At 64.0% G+C, this 15,709-nt stretch carries 14 protein-coding genes, 1 tRNA gene and 2 pseudogenes; 4 read left to right on the top strand and 13 right to left on the bottom strand.

All coding sequences use genetic code 11. The annotated features are described in order from the left end of the window. The first annotated feature begins 47 nt into the window (after positions 1-47). A complete protein-coding gene (locus CEW83_RS08890; protein WP_108949017.1) occupies positions 48-1,217 on the top strand; it encodes a fatty acid desaturase in 1,170 nt (389 codons plus the stop codon). A gap of 91 nt (positions 1,218-1,308) precedes the next feature. Here the strand turns inward: CEW83_RS08890 and queD are convergent, their stop codons facing one another. Next, on the bottom strand, positions 1,309-1,758 hold the full coding sequence (gene queD / locus CEW83_RS08885) for a 6-carboxytetrahydropterin synthase QueD (RefSeq protein WP_108949016.1): 450 nt from the start codon (positions 1,756-1,758) through the stop codon (positions 1,309-1,311). Between the two features lie 88 nt (positions 1,759-1,846). Here queD and CEW83_RS08880 point away from each other — a divergent pair, with 88 nt between their 5' ends. Beyond that, the gene (locus CEW83_RS08880; protein ID WP_108949015.1) at positions 1,847-2,701 is read left to right on the top strand and encodes a radical SAM protein; all 855 of its coding nucleotides are present in this window, start codon (positions 1,847-1,849) and stop codon (positions 2,699-2,701) included. Positions 2,702-2,741: 40 nt separating this feature from the next. On the opposite strand, the gene CEW83_RS08875 is transcribed toward CEW83_RS08880, so the two are convergent. Beyond that, positions 2,742-3,035, bottom strand: coding sequence for a helix-turn-helix domain-containing protein (locus tag CEW83_RS08875; protein ID WP_108951297.1), 294 nt, complete (start codon positions 3,033-3,035; stop codon positions 2,742-2,744). A gap of 250 nt (positions 3,036-3,285) precedes the next feature. Here CEW83_RS08875 and CEW83_RS08870 point away from each other — a divergent pair. Together CEW83_RS08870 and CEW83_RS08865 are read left to right on the top strand one after the other, a co-directional pair. Beyond that, positions 3,286-4,096 (top strand): annotated as a pseudogene (locus CEW83_RS08870) (aspartate kinase). Positions 4,097-4,162: 66 nt separating this feature from the next. Further along, positions 4,163-4,255: transfer RNA gene (locus tag CEW83_RS08865), tRNA-Ser, on the top strand. Positions 4,256-4,452: 197 nt separating this feature from the next. Here the strand turns inward: CEW83_RS08865 and CEW83_RS08860 are convergent. The 11 genes and pseudogenes from CEW83_RS08860 to CEW83_RS08805 form a co-directional block, all read right to left on the bottom strand. After that, positions 4,453-5,264 (bottom strand): annotated as a pseudogene (locus CEW83_RS08860) (IS481 family transposase); the annotation flags it as partial. Between the two features lie 212 nt (positions 5,265-5,476). Further along, complete coding sequence (locus tag CEW83_RS08850; protein WP_108949014.1) at positions 5,477-7,636, bottom strand: carboxy terminal-processing peptidase; 2,160 nt, start codon at positions 7,634-7,636, stop codon at positions 5,477-5,479. Between the two features lie 152 nt (positions 7,637-7,788). Next, a complete protein-coding gene (locus tag CEW83_RS08845; RefSeq protein ID WP_108949013.1) occupies positions 7,789-8,436 on the bottom strand; it encodes a TIGR04282 family arsenosugar biosynthesis glycosyltransferase in 648 nt (215 codons plus the stop codon). A gap of 7 nt (positions 8,437-8,443) precedes the next feature. Continuing rightward, a complete protein-coding gene (locus CEW83_RS08840) occupies positions 8,444-9,130 on the bottom strand; it encodes a TVP38/TMEM64 family protein (RefSeq protein WP_108951295.1) in 687 nt (228 codons plus the stop codon). A gap of 5 nt (positions 9,131-9,135) precedes the next feature. Further along, entirely contained in the window at positions 9,136-10,104 is a 969-nt protein-coding gene (arsS, locus tag CEW83_RS08835) for an arsenosugar biosynthesis radical SAM (seleno)protein ArsS (RefSeq protein WP_108949012.1), read from the bottom strand. A 109-nt stretch (positions 10,105-10,213) separates the two neighbouring features. Continuing rightward, positions 10,214-10,903 (bottom strand): haloacid dehalogenase type II, encoded by a 690-nt coding sequence (locus CEW83_RS08830; protein WP_108949011.1) that lies wholly within the window; start codon positions 10,901-10,903, stop codon positions 10,214-10,216. Positions 10,904-10,950: 47 nt separating this feature from the next. Next, complete coding sequence (locus CEW83_RS08825) at positions 10,951-11,862, bottom strand: HD-GYP domain-containing protein (RefSeq protein WP_199915251.1); 912 nt, start codon at positions 11,860-11,862, stop codon at positions 10,951-10,953. Between the two features lie 5 nt (positions 11,863-11,867). Continuing rightward, positions 11,868-12,533: a glycosyltransferase gene (locus CEW83_RS08820; protein ID WP_108949010.1), complete on the bottom strand. Its 666-nt coding sequence runs from the start codon at positions 12,531-12,533 to the stop codon at positions 11,868-11,870. Positions 12,534-12,547: 14 nt separating this feature from the next. After that, positions 12,548-13,945: a sodium:solute symporter family transporter gene (locus tag CEW83_RS08815; protein ID WP_108951293.1), complete on the bottom strand. Its 1,398-nt coding sequence runs from the start codon at positions 13,943-13,945 to the stop codon at positions 12,548-12,550. A 288-nt stretch (positions 13,946-14,233) separates the two neighbouring features. Beyond that, entirely contained in the window at positions 14,234-14,458 is a 225-nt protein-coding gene (nrtS, locus tag CEW83_RS08810) for a nitrate/nitrite transporter NrtS (protein WP_108949009.1), read from the bottom strand. Positions 14,459-14,493: 35 nt separating this feature from the next. Further along, complete coding sequence (locus tag CEW83_RS08805; protein ID WP_108951292.1) at positions 14,494-15,657, bottom strand: FAD-dependent oxidoreductase; 1,164 nt, start codon at positions 15,655-15,657, stop codon at positions 14,494-14,496. Positions 15,658-15,709 lie beyond the last annotated feature (52 nt).

Here is a 15,709-nt window from a genome sequence, read left to right as displayed (position 1 = left end):
TAGTGTCGCGGGTGCACAGGTTTCTCTTGTATAAGGATTTCTAAGGAATGTATTCCGGGCTTTTCGAGCTTCCCTGGTGGGGCTATGTCGTTGTCGCGCTGGTGATGACCCACATCACCATTGCGTCAGTCACCATTTATCTGCATCGCCATCAGGCTCACCGCGCGCTTGAGCTGAGCCCGTTGCCAAGCCATTTCTTTCGCTTCTGGCTGTGGCTGACCACCGGCATGGTCACGGGTGAGTGGGCTGCGGTGCATCGCAAGCACCACGCCAAATGCGAGACGCCCGAAGACCCGCACAGCCCGCAGACACGCGGCATCCGCAAGGTGTTGCTGGAGGGCGCCGAACTGTACCGGATCGAGGCCGACAACAAGGAAACCCTTGCACGCTACGGCCACGGCACGCCCAACGACTGGCTTGAGCGCAACGTCTATCGCCGCTCCGTGGTCGGGGTGTCGCTGATGCTGTTCATCGACGTGGTGGCCTTCGGCGCAATTGGTCTGACGATCTGGGCCGTGCAGATGATGTGGATCCCGATCTGGGCCGCCGGCGTCGTCAATGGCTTGGGGCATTACATCGGTTACCGCAACTTTGACTGCACCGACGCATCGACCAATCTCGTGCCCTGGGGCATCCTGATCGGCGGCGAAGAGTTGCACAACAACCACCACAGCTTCGCCACCTCGGCCAAGCTGTCGGCGAAGTGGTACGAGTTCGATATCGGCTGGATGTACATCCGCATTCTTGAGATCCTGGGCCTGGCCAAGGCCAAGAAGGTCATTCCGATGCCGAAGTTCAGCGACGCCAAGCCTCAGCCCGATCTCGACACCCTGCAGGCCATCATCACCCACCGTTATGACGTGATGACGCGCTACATGCAGTCGCTCAAGCACACCTGCAGCGAGGAAATCGAGCGTCTCAAGAAAAGCCATGCAGGCAAGTTCGACGCCCGCGCCATGCGGCGCTGGGTCCTGTCGGGTGAAGAGCGGCACCTGGGCGAAGTGCAGAAGGCACAGCTTGCGGAGGTGATCGGCGACAGCAAGGCCCTCGCCACCGTGGTGTCCATGCGTGAGGAGCTGGCCGCAATCTGGGCGCGTTCCACCGCGACACACGAGCAACTGCTCAAGCAGTTGCACGACTGGATCGAGCGCGCCGAGCAGAGCGGCATCCAGCAACTGCAGGACTTCTCCATGCGGCTGCGACGCTACGCAATCTGACACGACACAAGGCAAACGGGCGGAAACCATCCGCCCGTTTGCTTTTCCGCTGTTGAGTGCAGCAAGTTCGCTGCACCGCCCGTGTTTCGGCTCAGCGCTCGCCGCGTACCGCGTCTGCCCAGCAGTTCGGCGTTTCGTACAGCCTTACGCGTTCGAGCTGGAGCTGGTTTCCGTAGACGTCCTGATAGGCACCGTCCAGAACGCGGAAGGCCTCGGCCGCAAGGTTCTCGGCTGTCGGCACCACATCGAGGGTGACGGTCTTGTGTCCCGGCATCGAGGCGAGGAACGCGGCCACCTGGGTATCATCGCGGTACACCAGAAATGCATGGTCCCAGCGGTCGACGATCATTTCGTTGGCAACTTTCTTGACGTCGGCGAAGTCCATCACCATGCCGTTGACCGCCTGTCCTGCGGCGTCGATGATGTTACCTGACAGCGTCACCTCCAGCGCGTAGCGATGACCGTGCAGATGCCGGCACTGGCTGGCGTGATCCGGAATCCGGTGTCCAGCGTCGAATTCGAGACGACGGGTGATGCGCATGGTTAACCTCGCTTGAAAGGCGGCGGATTATAGCATTTGCCTGAATCCGCTCCCGCTGTCCGTGCGAACGCAACTTACTGAGCCCAAAATGATTTCGACCTCGCAGATCCTGACCATCCACAATCATGACCGTGAGCTCGCCGGACTGACCTATGTCTATCCGGTGCTGTCCCGGCGTGCGGGCGGGGTTTCAATCGGGATCAACCTGAATCCCAACAACGCCTGTAACTGGCACTGCGCCTACTGTCAGGTGCCGAACCTGGTGCGTGGCAAGGCGCCGGAGATCGATCTCGCGCAACTCGAGTCGGAGCTGCGCGGCTTCCTCAACGCACTGGTGCACGGCGACTGGCTCGAGCACAATGCGCCCGAGGGGCTGCGTGAGATCCGTGACATCGCGTTTTCGGGAAACGGCGAGCCGACCAGTGCGGCGGTGTTCCCCGAAGCGGTCGCGCTGGTGGCACGCCTGCATGATGAGTTCGGACTGGGGGCTGGCGTTCCCGTTCGTCTGATCACCAATGGCAGCCTGATGGCGCAGGCGCGGGTGCAGGAGGGGGTGAGTCTGCTCGCAGCGGCGAACGGTGAGGTCTGGTTCAAGGTCGATGGGGGCGATGTTGACGCAATCGAGCGCATCAACGGTGTGCGTCTCGAGCCCGAGGCCATTTCCCGCCACCTGGCGCTGTGTGCCGCGCGCTGTCCGACCTGGGTTCAGACCTGCATGTTCCGCTGGGACGGCGAACTGCCGTCCCGGCATGACATCGACGCCTATCTCGAGGTGCTGACGGCGGCAGGCATCGAAAATCTGCAGGGGGTGCTTCTATACGGCATCGCGCGCGAGTCGAGGCAGCCCGAGGCATCCCACCTTTCGGCGCTGAGGCTCGATGAACTCGAAGAGATCGCTGCTCGCATCAAGGAAAAAGGGCTGACGGTTCGCGTCAGCCCCTGATTCATGCATGCGCCCGGCTTGCGGGCGGCACTCCCCACCATTAGCCAGCCTTGCGCTTGGCCTTGGCTTCCTTCTTCAGGGTCTTGTACAGCTCCGGGTTGCTGGCCTTCAGGTACTCGGCCACATCCACGTCGTCGCGCTTGACCTTGTTGATGTCGATCTGTTCGACGTGAACCAGGCGAAGCAGGGCCTGAACCGGGCGCGGAATGTTGCGGCCGCTCTCGTAGCGGGAACCGCCACTCTGCGTGACACCGATCTTGGACCAGAACTGGGACTGGTTGAGGCCGAGCTTGCGGCGGATTTCGCGTACATCAAGGGTGTCGGAGTTTTTCATGACTTTGTCCTTTGTCGAGTTGTCAGACATATATTGAGACTGAATTTGTCTGTATGTGATTCCTACAACTTAAGTTGTAGGATGGCCAGAGTATAGATCAAGCCCAACCAAATATACAACGGTGATAAATCACGAATCGGGGTTAACCACAATCCATAAGAGTACAAACCCCCGGATTTGTTGCAGTTCTGCAAAACGACAGGCATCGAGTAGAGTCAAGCCCTTTCCCGACAGGTACTTGGGTACGAAGATGGTCCTGATAGTCCAGAAGTATGGCAGCACGTCGATGGGTAGGCCTGAGCGCATCGGGAGTGTTGCACGCAGGGTGGCGAAGTTCTGTAAACAGGGGCGCCAGGTGGTGGTTACCGTGTCGGCAATGAGCGGTGAGACCAACCGGTTGATCGCGCTGTCCAAGGCGGTTCTTTGAATCCGGAACCGCGTAAACTCGACGTGGTCATGTCGACCGGCGAGCAGGTCACGATTGGCATTTTTGCATGGCGCTGCAGCAGATCGGCATCAGGGCGAAGAGTTACACCGGCGGCCAGGTAAAGATCCAGACCGATAGTGCCCACACCCGCGCGCGCATCCTGAGTATCGATGAAGCGTCCATTCGCAAGGATCTTGCGCAAGGCATGGTCGTGGGCCTGCCCGACAAGCCGGGTATTGCGTACCAGATACTCGGTCCGGTTGCCGAGGCCAACATCGACGTGGTCATGATCATCCAGAACGTCGGCAAGGACGGTTGCACCGACCTCTCCTTCACGGTCGGTCGCGCCGACCTCGACAAGGCCTTGGCCCTGCTCGAAGGTGTGCGGTCGCATGTCGGCGCGGCAGCGATTTTGGCTGTCAAGACCATGTGCAAGGTCTCCGTCGTCGGCGTAGGCATGCGCTCGCATCCGGGCGTGGCATCGAAGATGTTCCGTGCGCTGGCCGAGGAGGGCATCAATATCCAGATGATCGCGACGTCCGAGATCAGAATCCCGGTCGCGATCGAGGAGAAGTACCTCGAACTGGCTGTGCGCGTGCTGCACAAGGCCTTCGAACCCGATTCCGTGGCGTGATCGAAAAATATCGTGAACTGAAATTGACCGCGAGGCAGGGAGTCTATATAGTCCCGCCTTCGTGATGGAGACGTGGCCGAGAGGTCGAAGGCACTCCCCTGCTAAGGGAGCAGACGGGCAAAACCTGTCTCAAGGGTTCGAATCCCTTCGTCTCCGCCATCACGGAAATGTTGTGGAAAAACCGCCTCTCAGGCGGTTTTTTTACGCCTGCGTCTTCGGGGGCATACCGTGACATATCCTGAGATACCGGCTTATCTATAAGCTCGCTGTCCCATTTGTGTCCCACGGGACACTTCACTTCCTGTGAAGGCGGTGATTTTTCGTCGTGGGGGTCGAGGGAGCGCACAGTTTTCTGCCTAGGTGTGTAAGCCCACCAGGTTGTTCGTAATCGGCAGTCGGCTGATCGGCGGTAGATATTTCAATCCGGCGTGCGGTCTGTGCCAGTTGTAGTGATGCAACCAGAAGAGCAAATGGGCCGCGCGCTGGTCTGAGGATTCGTAGGGTCGGGCGTAGGCCCACTCGCGCAGGGCGGTCTGAATGAAGCGCTCCGCTTTCCCGTTGGTGCGCGGCGTGTATCGCTTGGTGCGCAGGTGCCTGAGTCGCAGGCGCCGGCATGATCGCTTGAACATTCGGGACTTGTAGCACGCACCGTTTCCGGTCAGTACGCGCTGGAAACGAACGCCAAGGCTGGCGTAATAGCGCACCGCCAGAAGCAGAGCGATGCAGGCGCTGCGCCCGCTCTCGTCTGGGCAGATGGTGCTGAAGGCGATACGCGAATGATCGTCGATTGCCACATGGACGTACTCCCAACCGGCTCCCGGCGAGTCTTGCCGACGATCGCAGGTTACACGGTGCCCAGGGCGACGAAAGCGCCCATGTTTCTTGATGTCCAGGTGCAACAGGCCGCCAGGAGTCGGGTACTCATAGTGCTGCTGCACCGGCTTGGCCGGCTCAAGGTTCGCCAGCCGGTTGAGCCCTGCGCGGCACAGGATACGCCCCACCGTGCTGTGCCCGACGCCCAGATCCTGGCTAAATTTGATGGTATGGCTGTCGGCTCTTGCGTCGCTCGATGATCATCTGCTGGCGTTCGGTACTCAGTGCATGCGGGCAGCGGTGCGGGCGTGAAGAGCGGTTGTGCAAACCGCCCGGCCGTTCTTCTCCATCGCGCAGCCCATTGATGCAAGCGTCGTTTCCGAGGGTGTGGAGCTGGCAAACCAGGCTCGCTTCGTGGAAACGCTCGAAAACGCCAGCCTGCAAGGCTGGTACGTCGCCCGGCCGATGCCGGTGGCCGGGTTTGAGAAATGGATGGACGCACCGCCACAGCCGAAAGGCGATAGCCAGTAACCGGCTCATCCCTTCCGGCTGGGCGTCTGCGGCAGCCTAGTTGACGCGGGCGCCGCTTGCGGGCGGATTGCGAGAAGCCAGTCCGGTTTCCGATTGCAGCAGCTCGACCATGTCACCCAGGATGGCGCTGGCCTCGTCGAGCAGGACGTCGCGCCGGTTCTTGCCCGACTTTTCGGCGTCCAGTTCGGCGCGCAGGCTCCGCTCTCCGGCGATCAGGCCGTCGTCGCGAAGCGCCGCAATGGCGGCCGGGGCGGCTTCACCGCTGTCGCCGGCTGCCGCTGCGCGTGCCAGCTCCCTGGCCTTGAGGCGCGCCTCCTGCATGCTTCGTTCGCGACGACGCTCGACCTCGTTGAGCGAGATCTCGTTGCGCTTGCGCAGGGTGTTCAGTTCGGCGACGTCTTCCTCAAGATTGCGGTAACCGATGTCGCTCGTCACCCGGGCTGCGTGACGCAGCGTCAGCGCCGGCAGCAATTCCTCGAACTGGCCTTCCGGGGTGAAGGTGGCGGGCTGCACCTGCGTCCATGGCAAGGCGTTGTCGTAGCTCGACTCGCCAAAGTTCTCCTTGTCTGCCAGCGAGGGCAGGGCGATATCCGGGGTGACGCCCTTCAGCTGCGTGGTGCCGCCGGAGACGCGGAAGAACTGGGCGACCGTCATCTTCAGCTCGCCATACGTGGGCGTCCTGCTGGCGGCCATTTCATCGAGATCGAGCAGGGTCTGCACCGTGCCCTTGCCGAAGCTCTGCTCGCCGATGATCAGGCCGCGGCCATAATCCTGCACCGCAGCGGCGAAGATCTCGGAGGCCGACGCAGACGCGCGGTTGATGAGCACGCCAAGCGGGCCATCCCAGGCCTGGCCGGGGATCATGTCGCTCTCGACGCGGATCTGCCCCTGCGCGTTGCGCTGCTGAACCACCGGGCCGGTGTGGATGAAGAGACCGGTCAGGGCGATGGCTTCGTCGAGCGAGCCGCCACCGTTGTTGCGCAGGTCAAGCAGCACCGCATCGACCGATTCGGCTTTCAGTTCGGACAGCAGCCGGGCCACGTCGCGGCTCGCGCTGCGGTAGTTGTCGTCACCATTGCGCCGCGCGCCGACGTCCTGATAGAAGGTCGGCAGCGTGATCACGCCGACGCGCTTCCTGGCATCTGTGTTGCCGACGTCGAGGATGGTCTTGCTTGCCGCCTGCTTCTCGAGGGTGATGGTGTCGCGCACCATGACCACCTGCTTGTGCTCGGCGTCCGGGCCGGCGTCGGCGGGGAGAATGTCGAGCACGACCGTCGTGCCCTTTTCGCCGCGGATCATGCCCACCACATCGTCCACCCGCCAGCCCACCACGTCCACGAAGGGGGCGTTCTCGCCCTGGGCGACGCCGGCGATGCGGTCGCCGACCGCAAGGCGCTCTGAGCGGCTGGCCGGCCCGCCTGCCACCAGTTCGCGGATGGTGACGTAGTCGTCACGCTCCTGCAGCACGGCGCCGATACCCACCAGCGACAGCTTCATCGAGATGGCGAAGTCCTCGGAAGCGCGCGGTCCGAGGTAACTGGTGTGCGGTTCGATCGACGCGGCATAGGCGTTCATGAAGACCTGAAAGACGTCGCTGCTCTTCGCGCGCAAGGAGCGGGCGAGGGCGGTTTCGTACCGCCTGTCGAGCGTGGCACGGATCTCCTTCTCGTCCTTGTCGGCGAGCTTCAGGCGCAGCCAGTCGTTCTTCACCCGTTTGCGCCAGATGTCGTCGATCTCGGCCTGGGTAGCGGCCCAGGGCAGATCGGTACGCACGTAGCGGTACTGTTCGTCGAGCTCGAAGTCGAAACCCTTCTCCAGCAGCTTGCGCGCCAGGCCCAGCCTTTCCTGCACGCGTTCCACATAGCGCGTGTAGATGGTGAAGGGCATGTCGAGCTGCTGTCCGGCGATGGCATCGTCGAGCAGGGTGCGGGCGACAGAGAACTGGTCGATGTCAGCCTGCAGGAAAAACACCCGTTCGGGGTCGAGCGACTTCAGGTAGCGGTCGAAGATCTTCTCCGACATGCGGTCGTCAAGCGGAACCGCTTCGTAATGGTAGCGGCTGAGCAGTCTGGCGCTGACCGCCGCTGCCTCCGCCTGTGTCTCGTCCGGCTGCAGCGTGATGGGCGCAGGTGCCGGGGTGGCCGCCTGCACCGCGGTGGCCAGCGCCAGCAGAATCCAGGGGATGTTTCGCTTCATGTCGGGTGCTCCAGTGCAGTGTGCGCGATGCGTGATGCGGGCTTGCAAAAGCCCCGGCACAGGGTGACGGGGCGACGGGCAAACGGCCTGATCGTCGAATTCCGCAAGCTTACCAGCCGGGACTGACGCGAATAAGACTCACGGCAGGCGAATCAGTTCGTGGCGGGGACTCTGTGCACGCTACCGTACCAGCCCGACGGCAGCCATTCCAGATCCTGTGCTTCGTCAATGTCGTGCTGTTCCGGGAGCCGGGCGACGCGCCAGCCGATGCGCCCGATGCGGTCGAGGGTTTCGGTGGCGACCGTGGGCACACTCCAGTGCATGTTGTCGAACAGCGAGGCGTGAAAGCGGTTCAGCCCGAGCAAGGCATAGCCGCCGTCGGCGGTCGGGGTGATGGCCGCGTCATGATCGGTCAGCGCTTGCGCTGCAGTGCGAAGCACATCGCTGTCGAGCGCCGGACAGTCGGTTCCGATCAGCAGCACCGGCAGGCCGGCGTCGAGCCCGCGCGACGCCGCACGTGCCATTCTGGCCCCAAGATCGCCCTCGCCCTGCCCGGACCATTGCAGCTTGGGTGGCAGGTTCAGTTCGTGCCAGGCCGGATCTGCGGCCGAGGGGGCCGCACACAGTTCCACCGGTCCGAGTCCGGCGCGCAGCGCGTTGTCGACGGTGTGGGTCAGCATGCGCTGCGCAAGCCGCGCTGCTCCGTCGGCGCCGAGCGTGGGGATGAGCCGGGTCTTGGCGTAGCCTGCGACGGGCGCCTTGGCAAAGATGATGATGCGGGTCGGTTTCAACGTTTGCATGCCACTGTCAGCCGTGACGCCATGCCTGGTAACGCCCCACCCAGCCGAGCGCCGCCCGGGCAAGCAGCGGAAACACGCCAAGCAGCGCGAACGAGGCCAGCAGGCCGGGCGACACAATGCCGCCAAGACCGTCGATGCGGGCGAGCTGGGTACCGGCGTTCACATACACCAGCGTGCCCGCGAGCATGCCGAGCTGGCTCACCCAGTAGAAGGTGGCGGCACGGATCGGTGTCAGCCCCATCAGCAGGTTGATCAGGAAGAACGGGAACACCGGCACCAGACGCAGGGTGAACAGGTAGAAGGCGCCATCCTTGCGCACCCCCTCGTTGAGCGCCTTGAGACGGTCGCCAAAGCGCGCCTGCACAGTCTCGCGCAACACGTAGCGCGAGGCGAGAAACGCCAGCGTGGCGCCGATCGTCGATGCAAAGGACACCAGCACCATGCCCCACAGCAAACCGAAGAGCGCCCCGCCGGCCAGCGTCATGATGACCGCACCGGGCAGCGACAGCGCGGTGACCACGATGTAGATGCCCAGATACGCCAGCCCGAGCAGGAGCGGCGACGCGTCGCGCTGCGCGGTCAGGCGGTCCATGCCGGCCTTGAGCCCGTCCAGCGTGAGCAGCTGCTGCAGGTCGAACACGAAGAACAGCACGACCAGCAGCGCCGCGGCGAGGACGAGAGCGATCTTCTTCATCGTCATCAGGCCTGGAGTGCGCCGCCACAACTGCTGCCCTGGCCGGCGGTGCAGCCATAGCAGTGGTCCGCCACCCGCACCGGATCGCCGGCGGGGTTGGTCTTGAGCAGGTCGCGCAGATGCGGACGAACGGGCATCGAGGTGCCGGGCAGGGCGAGACCCAGTTGCTGATTGAAATCGCAGTCGTACAGATAGCCCTGCCAGTCGACACTGACCAGACTGCGACACATCACGCCGGCAAGGTTGTCGTGTTTGTAGTTCGTCTTCAGCAGCTTCATGTAGGTGTTGAACTGCCCCTTCGAGATCAGCATCGAGCCGAAGCGCTGAATCGGCATGTTGGCCAGCGCATAGAGCTCATTGAAGACGATGCCGAAGTGCTCGAACAGCTCGCGCTTGTAGTCGGCCTGCAGCCTGACCTGGTCGGGGGGCAGTGACGGGCCCTGGGGGTTGTAGACAAGGTTCAGCACCAGCCCGGTGCCGGGTTTGCCGTAGCCCTGCGCATTGAGCGCCTGCAGGGCGGCGATGCTCTTGTCAAAGGTTCCCTTGCCGCGTTGCTTGTCGACGTTCTCCAGCGAATAGCAGGGCAGGGAGGCAACCACCTCCACCTGCTGCTCGGCGAGGAACTGGCCGAGATCTTCCTGACCGGGTTCAAACAGGATGGTCAGGTTGCAGCGATCGATCACCTTCACGCCCTGTGCCCGCGCCGAACGGACCACTTCGCGGAACGCCGGATGCAGTTCGGGTGCGCCGCCGGTGAGGTCGATGGTCTCGATGCCGCGGGCCTCGATCACCTGGGTGACGAGCGCGAGATTCTCGGCGTCCATCATCTCGGTACGGTTGGGGCCGGCATTGACATGGCAGTGCAGACAGGTCTGGTTGCAGCGATAGCCCAGATTGACCTGCAGCGTGGTCAGGCGGTCGCGGCGCAGAGCGGGGAAGGCGGTGGCCTGGAGCAGGGGCAGGGTGGCGTGCATGGATGTCCTTGTATCGTGAATTGCGGCGACCGTTCGCGTGATCGCCCTGTGCACGTGTAGTCGAATAAGGACGCTGTGACCTTACATCCGGGTCAGGGTTCGGCAGAACTCAGGGCGCAAGCACGATTTCCGGGAGCGCTGAGAGATCCCCGATCATGCCGTCGGGCGTCGATGGCAGGCACTCCGGGGGCTGCCTGAAACGGTTGCACCACATCACCCGACAGCCGGAAGCCTTCGCTGAAAACGCGTCCCAGCTGCTGGACGAGACGAAACAGCTGCGATCGGCGCCAACGCCGAGATGCCTTTCGGGCAAGGCGTAGACGCTCGGGTGCGGCTTATACACCCCGACTTCCTCGACCGATATGACTGCGTCGAAGAATGCGCTCAGGCCCGCATGGTGAACCGCTGCCGACAGCATGGCGGGCGAGCCATTGGACAGGATCGCGAGTTTCATGCCGCCGGTCTTGAGCCGTTGCAGGGTTTCGCTCACTTCCGGGTAGGCCGGGATGCTCATGTAGCAGGCCATGAGCTGGACCTTGAGATCGGGGCGGTCCAGATTGAAGCTCGACAACGCAAAGCTGAGCGCTTCCCCGGTAACCTGCCAGAAGTCCGCATGGTGACCGGCGAGACTGCGCAGCCAGGTGTACTGGAGCTGCTTTGCACGCCACAGCTCAAGCACGTCCTGCGCCTTGTTGCCGAGCGCGGTCTCGGCCCCGCGGGCGACACTGGAGACGTCGAACAGGGTCCCATAAGCATCGAAGATGCAGGCTTTGACGCCATCCAGTCTGACTGTTTTCATGGTCTCCTCTTCGTGCCTGGGGTTGGCGAGTGTCTTTCAGGTGCTGCTCAGCGATTTGCCGATATCATATCCTCGACCGGTGCGCGCGCGGCTGCGCTTTGAATTACGCGTGAGATGAGATCGGTGTCGGCCTCGGGCTCAAGCGCCGCGGGATTGCCCTTGCGCCCGGTCGGCACCGCGTGCGGCCGACCGCCGTCACCTTGCTCTAGGTGGTACTCGCCGCCGCAGGAGCGGCAGTACACCTCTTCCCCCGCCTGTGCCTCCCGCCTCACCACGAGGGTGGGGCCGCACATCACGCAGTTCTGCAGCGGAATGCCTTCGTCGCTGTGCCCGGCGATGTGGTCGAGCAGGCCGGCTTCGCCGAGGGTGATGAATTGCGCGCCGAGGTCCCGATCGAACTGGGTGCCGAGGCGGCTGCGGATGATGTCCAGCGCCTGCGCAATCGGCATGCTCTTGCGATACGGGCGGCTGCTGGTCATGGCATCGAAGGCGTCGCAGACGCCGACGAGACGGCCATCCAGTGGGATCGCGTCGCCCGCTAGTCTGTGCGGATAGCCGTGGCCATCCGGGGTCTCGTGATGATGCAGTACGGCAGGGCGCACCAGGGCTGCCAGCGGATGGCCGGCGAGCATGCGTGCGCCGACGTCGGGATGGGTCCTGATGACGGCGTATTCGTCGTCGGTGAGCTTGTCCGCCTTGCGCAGGATGGCGTCCGGAATGCCGATCTTTCCCAGGTCGTGCAGAAAGCCGCCAATCTCGATGCGCGCCAGCGCCCCGCCGCTGATGCCGGCCGCCTCCGCGAGCAGGGCCGAATAGCGCGACACGCGCCACAGGTGGCCGCCGGTGTACGGGTCCCGCGCCTCGACAACCCAGGCCATGACCAGCAGGCTGGCCAGCATCTGGGCCGACCTGTCGTCCGCCACCTTGCGTCGAGGTTTGAAATAGTCGAACAGACTCATGCGCGCTATTCTCTGATGTGCTTCCCCAGCCACTGTAGCATTGGCGGAGAGGCCTGCGCTGAGCGCCGTACGCGTGCGGGTTTGCGTACCCTCGTGGCCTTGAAGCCGGCCTCGCGGAGCCGGTTCGCGAGCGCCGCCAGCGGGGGGCACGCGTCGGCTGGAATCCCGCCCACGGCCATGAAGGCCCTGCGACTGACAAACAGCGGCGCCGCGACTTCGCGTTCGGCATGGCGACCGGTGATGGCATCGGGCAGGCTGGCCAGCAGGCGTCGCCAAGGTGTGCCGCTGATGCGCAGGTCGATGCGTCCCCACTCGCAGGCGTCGTCCTGCATGGCCTGGTCGATCAGCTGGTCGGCGAAGGCGGGCAGCACGATGCCGGCCCCGGTCAGCAGCAGCACCTCGGCGCTGGCGAACGCGGCAGCGACGTTGAACTGCCGGGCCGGTGGCCCCGGTACCGTGATCGCGCGCCCGGCGTGTCGACGGGCGACTGCCAGGGTGTCGTCGGTACTGCCGCCATCGACTGCGATCACCTCCACCCCGCAGCGGCGCAAGGGCGCGAGCAGGCGCAGTTGCGCATACGCCTGCATCGCCTCGTTCAGCACCGGGACGATGATCGACAGCCGTGGCGTTGCGCTGTCGTCTGCGCTGGGCGGGGCAGGCGTATCCGGCATGCTGGTGTGGCGCCTCAGGTCGCGCCTTCGCAGCCGCGCGCCGGGCGACGGCCGAAAGCCAGCGGCAGCAGGAAGCCGGTCATGCACAGCCCCAGACCATAGAGGTTGGTACCCAGCAGCAGCGCGTACTTGCCGTCGCCAATCGCCCAGCCCGGCGGAATTGCACCGACCGCCAGCAAGGTGCCAAGGATCATGCCGGTCCAGAAGCTGAGGTGGAAGGACAGCGGCGAATAGCCCACCCAGCGCGAAAACAGGAACACCGGCGCCAAACCGATCACCATGGTGCCGCTGATCGTGGTGGCTTTCAGGATGTCGGTGCCGGCGATCATCGGCAGGTTGCCGATCAGCGCAAACACCACCATCGCAATCGTCCCCGCCAGCACCGGTCGCAGCAATTTCGCGCGTCCGGCCAGCAGCGGCAGATCATGCGCGACCGAGCGCGCGAGCGAGGTGAAGGTGGAGTCCAGCGTCGATGCTGCCGACGAGATCATCACCACTGCCATCGCGAAGAAGCCCGCCACGCCGAGCACCCGCGCCACATCCGCCGGCACGTTGCCGCTCACCGGCATGCCTTCGAGGCGCGCATGCACGCCCACCAGGCTGAAGGCCACGATGGCGACAAAGCCGAGCACGCCGGCCACGATGAAGGCGCGCAGCATGGTTTTCTCGCGGGTGACAAAGGCGCGGTCGGTCAGCACCGGGTCATGGAAGGGGTAGGACAGCACCTGCAGCACCGCCACCAGCAGCAGGTCGACGCCCGAACCGAGCGCAAACTCGCCTTCGGTGAGCAGGGCCACCGGCCCGTGGGTCGGCACGACCCACAGCAGCGTCAGGCCGAGAAAGAGCACGAACACCACCGTCTGGATGACGTCGGTGAAGATCGAACTGCGCAACCCGCCTTTCAGGCTGTAGAACAGCACCGACGCAGTGAACAGCAGCGCTGCGGCGATGAAGGCGCCCGAGCCCGATTCACCGTAGTAGCCGCCAACCACGGCGGTGTTGCTCCACACTTCGTTGAACAGCCGCACCAGGATGGCGGCCGAAAACGCCAGCGCCGCGCCGCGTCCGTACTTTGCGATCAGGAAGGACACCATGCCGGTCGCCCCTTCGCGGGTGCGCAGGCGGTAGATGATCCAGCCGGCCACCGGGATCGACAGCCAGTAAGCGGCATAGGCCAGCCCGCCGACAATGCCGTAGGCCGCGCCCAGGTTCGCGGCATTGGTGACCGACTTGGCAAAGATCCAGCTGATGAACACGCTCATCATCAGCGCCCATTGCGAAGCCGGCCTGCCGGCATCGTCGGCACCGTGAAAGAAGCCGGCCTCGTCCCGTGCGCGCGGCGAGATCCAGTACATCACCAGTCCGAAGACAACCAGGAAGGACCAGAAGAAGACACCCTGAAGTTCGGTCATGCCGCTCATGCGCTCCCCCTGTGCGAGGTGGCAGTCGCGCTGGCGCGCTGTAGCGGATTGTCGGCAAGCAGGGCGCAGGTGCGCTGGCGCTGGCGCGGGTTCGAGGCGGGATACTGCATGAGGGGCTCCACAAACGGATCGTTTGCGTTTCGTCGCGCGAGCGGCGCAAATCCTTACGGAGCGCCCAATGGACAATATCAAAGGGGTCAGAATCAAAGGGGTCAGAGTCGTTTGAAATTTTCAAACGACTCTGACCCCTTTGATTCTCTTTGCTTCGTTGCTGGCAGATCAGTGGGCGCGTCTGCGCGCTTGTTCGTGGCTCGCCGCGCTGTAACTGGACACGCAGTAGGGCACCAGATAGTTCAGGAACACATGAAACCAGGATACGGCCTCCCCCGAGATGAGAGGCGCGCCCTGATTGATCAGGTTCAGGATGGTGCCCACAACGAGGGCGACGCGCAGCGCATTGCGCACGATCGCGGGTGCGAGGGCGAGGCGGAGGACTTCGGACATGTTGGGTCGAATGGTGAGTCTGCAGGGGTGGATGCTTAGCACTTGCGCTCGGCGCTGGCCGGCGTGGCAGCGCTGATGGCGCTGCCGGGCAGGGCGAAGCGGTTCATGAAGCGGCGGTCGATGCGGTCCTTCCAGCGCCACACCCAGGCGCCTTCGGCCGACCAGCGACCCCAGGACGCGATCGCATGCCGGGGCCCGGTGGCCAGCAGGTACAGGGAGCGACGGCGCGGCTGGTAGGTTTGCAGGTCGCCGCCTTCGATCGTTGCCAGCAGGTTGCGGGCGAGGACCGGACCCGCGTGCACCGCGTGCACGCCTGAACGCGCCATGCGTACGTCTGCGCGCGCACAGGTGTCGCCCGCGGCAAAGACGTCGGCATGGGACAGGCTGCGGTGGTGGGCATCCACAAGGATGTAGCCGCGCGCGTCAAGCTTGAGGCCGCAGTGCGCGAGCCAGCCCAGTGGCCGTGCGCCGGTCGTGGCAATCACCTTGTCGGCCGGAAACTGCGTGCCATCGGCAAGCACCAGTCCGGATTCGCTGGCGCGGGCACGCGCGCGATGGATCCCGATGCCTGCCTTGTTGAGACTTTGCTGTGCGCGCTTGACGACGCCCGCAGCATGGCCGGGAAGCAGCCCTGTCTCCGAGATGACCAGGTCGATTCGTGCCGTGCTATCGGCCTCACGCAATCTGTGGCTTGCCGCGAGCGCGATTTCTACCCCGGCTGCGCCGCCACCGATCACGCTAATGCGAAAGCCCGGCGTCTCAAGTGCGGTGGCCATGAGCAGCGGCCACTGCACGAAGAAATCATCCAGCGGCTTCACCGGGAGCAGGCGCTCGCCCAGCGCGGCGAGATCCGCGGTGTCGGTCTCGCTGCCGACGTCGAGCGAGAGCAGGCTGTAGTCCATCGTGCTGCCATCGTCGAGGTGCAGGCGGTGCTGATCAGCGTCCATGCCGGTGACGCGTCCGACGATCAGGCGCACGCCGGCAGCCTCGGCCAGCGGGCGCAGGTCGATGCGACACTCATCCAGCGTGTAGTGCCCGGCAATCCAGCCCGGCAGCATGCCGGAATAGTTCTGGAAGGGCGCGGGCGTGATCAGCGTGGTCTCAAGGCCGGCAGGTCTGCGTTGAGCAAGCATCTCCAGCACAGACAGATGCACATGCCCGCCACCGGCAAGGACGAGGTGTTTTGCAGCCTGGGTCATGAAGTCTTCAGGGGTCGAGTCATTGGATTTGGTCGCCGCCGGGCGCGAATTC

The sequence above is a fragment of the Parazoarcus communis genome (assembly GCF_003111645.1).
GTDB lineage: Bacteria > Pseudomonadota > Gammaproteobacteria > Burkholderiales > Rhodocyclaceae > Parazoarcus > Parazoarcus communis_A.
The sequence above is the reverse complement of the archived record's forward strand: the minus strand, read 5'-3'. Positions and strand labels throughout refer to the sequence as shown.